The organism is Variovorax boronicumulans (assembly GCF_030812215.1).
In the GTDB taxonomy this organism is placed as follows: domain Bacteria; phylum Pseudomonadota; class Gammaproteobacteria; order Burkholderiales; family Burkholderiaceae_C; genus Variovorax; species Variovorax boronicumulans_C.
The window spans coordinates 1-1850 of sequence record NZ_JAUSSG010000029.1 but is presented as its reverse complement, the minus strand read 5'-3'; the positions used below and the strand labels follow the sequence as shown (position 1 = coordinate 1850).

The following is a 1850-nucleotide window of genomic DNA, read 5'->3' as shown; positions in this document are numbered from 1 at the left end:
TGCGTCTCGAGCAACGGCGGCATGGCGCGCTACCGGCTCGTCATCGAGCCGTGGCTCGCCTTCCTGCGCCATCGCCAGGACAGCTGCCTCTTCCAGCACCAGAGCGTCTTCGACATCGTCGACGCGGTGTTCGCCCGCTACCAGAGCCAGGGCAAGCTCGCGGTGCAATGGCGCTGGGAGATCGCCCAGCGCGACATCTATCCCGTGCGCGGCATCACCACCCAGTACCACGAGAGCGACTTCGACTTCGTCGCACGCCTCCTGGCCGAAGAAGGCCTGTGCTACTGGTTTGAACACGCGACCGGCAAGGACGGCAAACTCGGCAGCCACACCCTCGTCATCGCCGACTACAACGGCGCCTTCCGTGCCAACACACAGGCCACCATCCGCTTCCACCGCGCCGATGCGAGCGAGAGCGAAGACACCATCCAGCAATGGCGAGGCAGCCGCCAACTGCAGACCAACAGCCTCGCGCAGCAGAGCTGGGACTACAAGAGCGTGAGCGCGAGGCCTGTGCAGCAGCAAAGCAGCAACGCGGGCCACCGCACCCTGCAGTGGAGCGACGACCCCGGCGCCTACGGCTGGGAGACTACGGCCCAGGGCGAGCGGCTGTTGTCCAACGCCCTGCAGGCCCTCGAACTGCGCAACAAGCGCTTCGAAGGCCAGAGCGCCGTGCGCACCCTGGCGCCCGCCACCACCTTCACCCTGAGCGGCCACGAGCAGCACGACAAGGACAGCGAAGAGGACCGGCGCTTTGCGGTGCTGGCTGTGCGCCACATCGCGCGCAACAACTTCGATGAAGACCTGAAGGCCGGTGTCGGCGAACGCCTGGGCCTGCCGGACATCGCTCTCGAGCTCGATGTGTCCGATGACAGCGGCAACGCCGCGGCCAAGCCCGATGCCGTCACCCACTACCGCAACGACTTCACCACCGTGCGCGCGGCCATCCCGTACCGGCCGCTCAGCCTGGACGGCCACGGCCAGCGCATCCACCCCAAGCCCAGCGTGCACGGCAGCCAGAGCGCCATCGTCATCGGGGCGGGCGGCGATGCACCAGTGCACACCGACCGCGACCACCGCGTCAAGGTGCAGTTCCACTGGCAACGCGGCAGCGGCGCCAGCGCCCGGCAAGCTCGCACGGACGGCCAGGACAACGCTCCGGCCTCCGACAGGCTGGGCGCCTGGGTGCGCGTGGCGGCCGGCGCCGCGGGCGACAACTGGGGCCAGGTCACTTTGCCGCGCGTCGGGCAGGAAGTGCTTGTGGAGTTCCACCACGGCGATATCGACCGCCCGGTGGTCGTTGCTGCGCTGTACAACGGTGCGGGCCAGGCCGACGCGCAGCACAACGAGAAGTCCGCAGGTGCAGCCCAATCCACCGGCAACGCCCCCGCCTGGTTCGCAGGCGAAGGCAAGGATGCCAAGGAGCATGCGCACAACGCCGTCTTCTCCGGCATCAAGACCCAGGAGCTGAGCGCCAGTCAGAGCGGCGACGGGGGCTACAACCAGCTCGTCTTCGACGACACCCCGGGACAGGGCAGCACGAGCTTGGCGACCACGCAGGCGCAAAGCCGGCTGCACCTGGGACACCACAAGCAGCAGGACGACAACGCGCGCGGCAAAGCGCGCGGGCATGGCGCCGAACTCGCCACGACTGCGCAGGGTGCCATCCGTGCTGGCGCAGGCTTGCTCGTGAGCGCCCATGCCCAGACGAACGCCAAGGGTGCGTTCATGGCAAGCCGCGAGGCGCAGCAGCAGACGAAACAGGCCGAAGAACTCGCCACTTCGCTGGCCAAGAGTGCGCAGACGCAGAAGGCGCAGATCAAGGGTGAAGAGGCACCGGACAAACTGCC

The 1850-nt window shown here is 68.1% G+C and carries 1 protein-coding gene; it reads left to right on the top strand.

Annotated elements, in window-relative coordinates:
- Window positions 1–1850: type VI secretion system Vgr family protein (locus J2W23_RS31360; RefSeq protein WP_307651503.1), on the top strand; the 1850-nt coding region annotated here is incomplete at both ends.